1 protein-coding gene is annotated in these 7,150 nt (G+C 46.1%); it reads left to right on the top strand.

What is annotated here, in order from left to right:
• Positions 1–7,150, top strand: a 7,150-nt coding sequence (locus tag AACT19_RS23755; protein ID WP_445286126.1) for a T1SS-143 repeat domain-containing protein, incomplete at both ends; no start/stop codon positions are given.

The following is a 7,150-nucleotide window of genomic DNA, read 5'->3' on the forward strand; positions in this document are numbered from 1 at the left end:
TGAAGTGCGTTTCGAGCCAAACCGCAATCTAGACCACACGGCTAGCGAAGACATCGTTAGGTCGATTGTGGTGACCTCAAGCGATTTAGACAATGACGTACTGACTTCAACTGTTACTCTGACTATTACAGATGGTGATATCCCAACCATTGATGCGGTGCCAAACGTTACCTTATCTGAAACCAACCTTTCAGATGGTTCTTTACCAAGTGGCAGTGCAGTCAGTCAAACTGAGACGATTACCTTCACCAATCAAAGCGACGATGTGGCGAGTTTCCGTATTGAGCCAACCGAGTTCAATGTGGGCGGTGCACTGAAATCGAACGGTTTTGCGGTTGAGATAAAAGAAGACTCGGCTAATCCGGGTACTTACATCGGCTTTATTACCAATGGTTCGGGCACTGAAGTTCCTGTATTCACGATTGCCTTCTCTACGAGTACGTTGGGTGAATACACCTTTACCTTACTTGAAGCGTTAGACCATGCGGATGGTTTAGATAAGAACGATCTGAGTTTTGATCTGCCTGTTTATGCGGTTGATACGGACGGCGACGATTCACTGGTGTCTCGGCTGAATGTGACCATCGGTGATGATGTCCAAATCATGCAAGACGGTACTTTAGATATTACCGAGCCAAATCTGGCTGATGGAACAATCACAACCAACACCATTGATGTGATGCCAAATCAGAGTGCTGATGGCGCGACAATCACTCAGTTTACTTATGATGGTCAGCTACGAACGCTTGACCAAAATGACACTGGCGAACAGCAGTTCAGCTTCACAGAAGGCGAGTTGTTTATCACCCTTGAAGGTGAAGTGCGCTTTGAGCCAACCCGCGACCTAGATCATTCAGTTAGCGAAGACATCGTGAAGTCGATTGTGGTCACTTCAAGTGATTTCGATAACGACTCTCTGACTTCTACCGTAACGCTGACGATTACGGATGGTGATAACCCTACGATTGATGTTATTCCAAGTGTTACGCTTTCTGAAACTAATCTGAGTGATGGCTCTGCTCCAAGTGGCAGCACGGTAAGCTCGACTCAAACCATTACTTTTACCAATCAAAGTGATGATGTGGTTCGTTTCCGTATTGAGCCAACGGAGTTCAATACTAACGACGATCTTAAATCGAATGGTTTAGCCGTTGAGCTACGTGAAGAACCGGCAGGGTCGGGTGACTACATTGGTTTTACGACCAGTGCGACGAATGTAGAAACCACGGTATTTACGCTGAGTTTCTCTAGCACCACATTAGGTGAATATACCTTCACTTTATTTGAAGCCTTGGACCACCAAGATGCCCGTGGCAATAACGACCTCAGCTTTGACCTGCCTATTTATGCGGTAGACAGTGATGGCGATGATTCGCTGATGTCTCCACTCGGTGTGACCATCGGCGATGATGTTCAAATCATGCAAGACGGTGCGTTAGATATCGTCGAGCCAAACCTTGCTGATGGCACGGTAACAACCAGTACTTTCGATGTAATGCCAAATCAAAGTGCCGATGGCGCAACGGTGACGCAATTCACTTATGATGGCCAGCTTCGAACACTTGACCAAAATGACAATGGTGAGCAGCAATTTAGTTTCACAGAAGGTGAGTTGTTCATCACGCTTGAAGGTGAAGTGCGCTTTGAGCCTAATCGTAATCTAGATCATACGCTGAGCGAAGACATCGTGAAATCGATTGTGGTGACGTCTAGCGATTCCGATAACGATGTGCTGACTTCCACAGTTACGCTGACCATTACCGATGGTGATATCCCAACCATTGATAATGTGCCAACAGTGAGCTTGTCAGAAACAAGTCTGAGTGACGGCTCTTCACCAAGTGGCAGCGCGGTTAGCTCAACTCAAACCATCACTTACACCACTCAAAGTGATGATGTAACTAGCTTCCGTATTGAACCGACTGAGTTCAATGTTGGCGGTGCTCTCACATCACATGGATTGGCGGTTGAGCTGAAAGCCGATCCAACCACTCCGGGCGGCTACATCGGCTTTGTTACAGGTGGCTCGAATGTTGAAACTAACGTGTTCACGATTAGCTTCTCGGATACCAATTTAGGTCAATACACTTTCACTTTACTTGAAGCATTAGACCATGCGGATGGCCTTGCAAATAACGATCTGAGCATTGATCTGCCAGTCTACGCCGTCGACAGTGATGGCGATGATTCATTGGTTTCTCAATTGAGTGTAACCATCGGTGATGATGTCCAAATCATGCAGGATAGTACGTTAGATATCACGGAGCCAAATCTTGCAGACGGCACAATCACAACCAATACTATCGATGTGATGCCAGAGCAAAGTGCTGATGGTGCGACGATCACTCAATTTACGTATGACGGTCAAGTTCGAACATTGGATCGAACTGACAATGGTGAGCAGCAATTTAGCTTCGCAGAAGGTGAGTTGTTTATCACTCTTGAAGGTGATGTGCGTTTTGAACCAAACCGCAATCTAGACCACACGGTTAGCGAAGACATTGTGAAGTCGATTGTGGTGACATCCAGCGATGGCGATGTGGATGTTGAAACGGCAACGGTTGTACTGACCATTACTGATGGCGATATTCCAACCATCGAGTCCGTACCAAGCGTGACGCTATCAGAAACACAACTTTCTGATGGCTCGACACCAAGCGGCAGTGCGGTGAGTCAAACTGAGACTATCTCGTTTACTCACCAAAGTGACGATGTTGAGAAGTTCCGAATCGAACCGACCGAGTTCAATGTAGGTGGTGCGTTAACGTCGAACAACATTGCGGTTGAGCTTAAAGAAGACCCTGCAGACTCTGGCGTTTATGTCGGCTTTATTGATGATGCTGGAACGGACGTTCCTGTCTTCAGCTTAAGCTTCTCCGGTACTACGTTAGGCGAATACACCTTCACACTACTTGAAGCGCTAGACCATGTGGATGGTTTAGATAACAACGATCTGAGCTTCGATCTGCCTGTTTATGCTGTGGATACAGACGGCGACGATTCATTGGTGTCTCAGCTTAATGTGACCATTGGTGATGATGTCCAAATCATGCAAGACGGTACGTTAGATATCACTGAGCCAAATCTAGCTGATGGTAAGGTGACGACCAACACCATTGATGTGATGCCAAATCAAAGTGCCGATGGCGCGACGATCACTCAGTTCACTTATGATGGTCAGCTACGAACGCTTGATCAAAATGACAATGGCGAGCAGCAATTCAGCTTCACGGAAGGCGATCTGTTTATCACCCTTGAAGGTGAAGTGCGCTTTGAGCCAAACCGCGACCTAGATCATTCAGTTAGCGAAGATATCGTGAAGTCGATTGTGGTGACTTCAAGTGATTTTGATAACGATCCTGTGACTTCAACCGTTACGCTGACCATTACCGATGGTGATATTCCGACTATTGATGCGGTACCGGGCGTTGTACTTTCTGAAACGGATCTGAGTGATGGCTCTGCCCCGAGTGGCAGCGCGGTGAGCTCTACTCAAATCATCACGTTCACTAATCAAAGTGACGATGTTGAGAAATTCCGTTTAGAACCAAGTGAATTTAATACTAACAATGCGCTCAAGTCCGATGGTTTGATCATTGAGATTCGAGAAGAACCAACAGGTTCAGGCGATTACATTGGTTTCACGACCGATATTTCGAATGTCGAAACCACTGTGTTTACACTCGATTTCAACAGTACCACTTTGGGTGAGTACACCTTCACGCTTCTGGAAGCGATTGACCACACACCAATTCAAGGCAATAACGACCTAACATTTAACTTGCCAGTTTACGCAGTGGATACCGACGGTGACGATTCGTTAATGTCATCACTATCGGTGACGATTACTGATGATGTTCAAGTGATGGTGAGTGGTTCGCTTAGTATCGAAGAGCCTACTGTTGCCGACTTGGCTGCAGGCACGCCAACAACATCAGTATTTGATGTATTAACATCCGCGAGTGCTGATGGGGCGAGTGTGACGCAATTCACTTATGATGGCCAGCTTCGAACGCTTGACCAAAATGATAATGGCGAGCAACAGTTCAGCTTCACGGAAGGTGAACTATTCATCACGCTTCAAGGTGAAGTGCGCTTTGAGCCTAATCGTAATTTAGACCACACACTCAGCGAAGACATCGTGAAATCAATCGTGGTGACATCTAGTGACTCCGATAACGATCTTTTGACTTCAACCGTCACGTTGACCATTACTGATGGTGATATTCCAACCATTGATAATGTGCCAACAGTGAACTTGTCAGAAACTAATCTGAGTGATGGCTCTGCACCAAACGGCAGCGCGGTGAGTTCAACTCAAACTATTACTTACACCACTCAAAGTGATGATGTGACAAGTTTCCGTATTGAACCGACGGAGTTCAATGTTGGTGGCGCTTTGACATCAAATGGATTGGCTGTCGAACTGAAGGCCGACCCAACCACACCGGGTGGTTACATCGGTTTTGTTACGGATGGTTCGAATGTTGAAACCAACGTATTCACGATTAGCTTTTCAGATACCAATTTAGGCCAATACACCTTCACCTTACTTGAAGCGTTAGACCATGCGGATGGCCTTGCAAATAATAATTTGAGTTTCGACTTGCCAGTCTACGCGGTCGATAGCGATGGCGATGACTCGCTGGTGTCTCAGCTTAACGTAACCATTGGTGACGATGTTCAAATCATGCAAGGTGGTACGTTAGATATCATTGAGCCAAATCTTGCAGACGGCACAATCACAACCAGTACTATTGATGTGATGCCAAATCAGAGTGCCGATGGTGCGAAAATCACTCAGTTTACTTATGACGGGCAAGTTCGCACTCTGGATCAAACTGACAATGGTGAGCAGCAATTTAGCTTCACAGAAGGTGAGTTATTTATCACTCTTGAAGGTGAAGTGCGTTTCGAGCCAAACCGCAATCTAGACCACACGGCTAGCGAAGACATCGTTAGGTCGATTGTGGTGACCTCAAGCGATTTAGACAATGACGTACTGACTTCAACTGTTACTCTGACGATTACAGATGGTGATATCCCAACCATTGATGCGGTGCCAAGCGTTACTCTGTCTGAAACCAATCTTACGGATGGGTCAGATCCGAGTGGCAGTGCAGTCAGTCAAACTGAGACGATTACCTTCACCAATCAAAGCGATGATGTGGCGAGTTTCCGGATTGAACCAACAGAATTTAATGTGGGTGGTGCACTGAAATCGAATGGTTTTGCGGTTGAGATAAAAGAAGATTCGGCCAATCCGGGTACTTACATCAGCTTTATTACCAATGGTTCGGGCGCTGAAATCCCAGTGTTCACGATTGCCTTCTCTACGAGCACACTGGGTGAATACACCTTTACTCTGCTTGAAGCGCTAGACCATGCCGATGGTTTAGATAATAACGACCTGAGCTTTGATCTACCTGTTTATGCGGTTGATACGGATGGCGATGATTCATTGGTGTCTCAACTGAATGTGACCATCGGTGATGATGTTCAAATCATGCAAGACGGTACCTTAGATATCATCGAGCCAAATCTGGCTGATGGAACAATCACAACCAGCACTATTGATGTAATGCCAAACCAAAGTGCTGATGGCGCGACGATCACTCAGTTCACCTATGACGGTCAACTAAGAACACTTGATCAAAATGACAATGGTGAGCAGCAATTTAGCTTCACGGAAGGCGAACTGTTTATCACCCTTGAAGGTGAAGTGCGCTTTGAGCCAAACCGCGACCTAGACCACACCGCGAGTGAAGATATTGTGAAGTCGATTGTGGTCACTTCAAGTGATTTCGATAACGACTCTCTGACTTCTACCGTAACGCTGACCATTACTGATGGTGATAACCCGACTATCGATTCGGTACCGAGCGTTGTACTTGAAGAAGCTGATTTAACTGACGGCTCATCACCAAGTGGTAGCGCAGTCAGTCAAACGGAAACCATCACTTTCACTAATCAAAGTGACGATGTTGAGAAATTCCGTTTAGAACCAAGTGAATTTAATACTAACAACGCGCTCAAGTCCGATGGCTTGATCATTGAGATTCGAGAGGAACCAACAGGATCAGGCAATTATATTGGTTTCACGACCGATATTTCGAATGCCGAAACCACGGTATTTACGCTGAGCTTCTCTAATACCAATTTGGGTGAGTACACCTTCACGCTTCTGGAAGCGATTGACCACACGCCTGTTCAAGGCAATAACGACCTAACATTCAACTTGCCAGTATACGCGGTTGATAGCGACGGCGATGATTCGCTAATGTCGCCACTGGCTGTGACTATCACTGATGATATTCAAGTGATGGTTAATGACTCTCTCACTATTGAAGAGCCAACGGTTGCAGATTTGGCCGCAGGTACTCCGACGACAGCTACCGTTAATGTACTTGATGAAGAAGGTGCTGATGGGACGACCATTGCTCAGTTCACTTACGATGGTGGGGCGGTATTAACGCTTGACCAAAACGATACAGGAGAGCAGAAGTTCGTGGTTGCTGACGGGTCATTGTATATCACTCTGCAAGGCGATATTCGTTTCGAACCAAGTCGCAACCTTGACCATACTGGTGGTGATATCGTGAAGTCGATAGTCGTAACCTCGAGTGACTCTGATAGCGATCTTGTGTCCTCAACGGTAACGCTAACCATTACCGATGGCGATATTCCAACCATTGACACAGTGCCAAGCGTTACGCTGTCAGAAACGAATCTGAGTGACGGATCTGCTCCGAATGCAAGTGCGGTAAGTTCAACTCAAACCATTACCTTTACTAACCAAAGTGATGACGTGACGAGTTTCCGTATTGAACCGACTGAGTTTAATGTTGGTGGTGCTCTGAAATCGAACGGATTGGGTGTCGAACTGAAAGCTGACCCAACTACACCGGGTGGCTACATCGGTTTTGTGACTGATGGTTCGAACGTTGAAACTAACGTGTTCACGATTAGCTTCTCGGATACCAATTTAGGTCAATACACCTTCACTTTACTTGAAGCATTAGACCATGTAGATGGCTTAGTGAAGAATGATCTGATTTTTGATCTTCCTGTTTATGCCGTCGATAGTGATGGCGATGATTCACTTGTGTCTCAGTTAAATGTAACCATTGGTGATGATGTTCAAATCATG

Source organism: Vibrio sp. 10N.222.47.A9, from assembly GCF_963872585.1.
GTDB classification, from domain to species: domain Bacteria; phylum Pseudomonadota; class Gammaproteobacteria; order Enterobacterales; family Vibrionaceae; genus Vibrio; species Vibrio splendidus.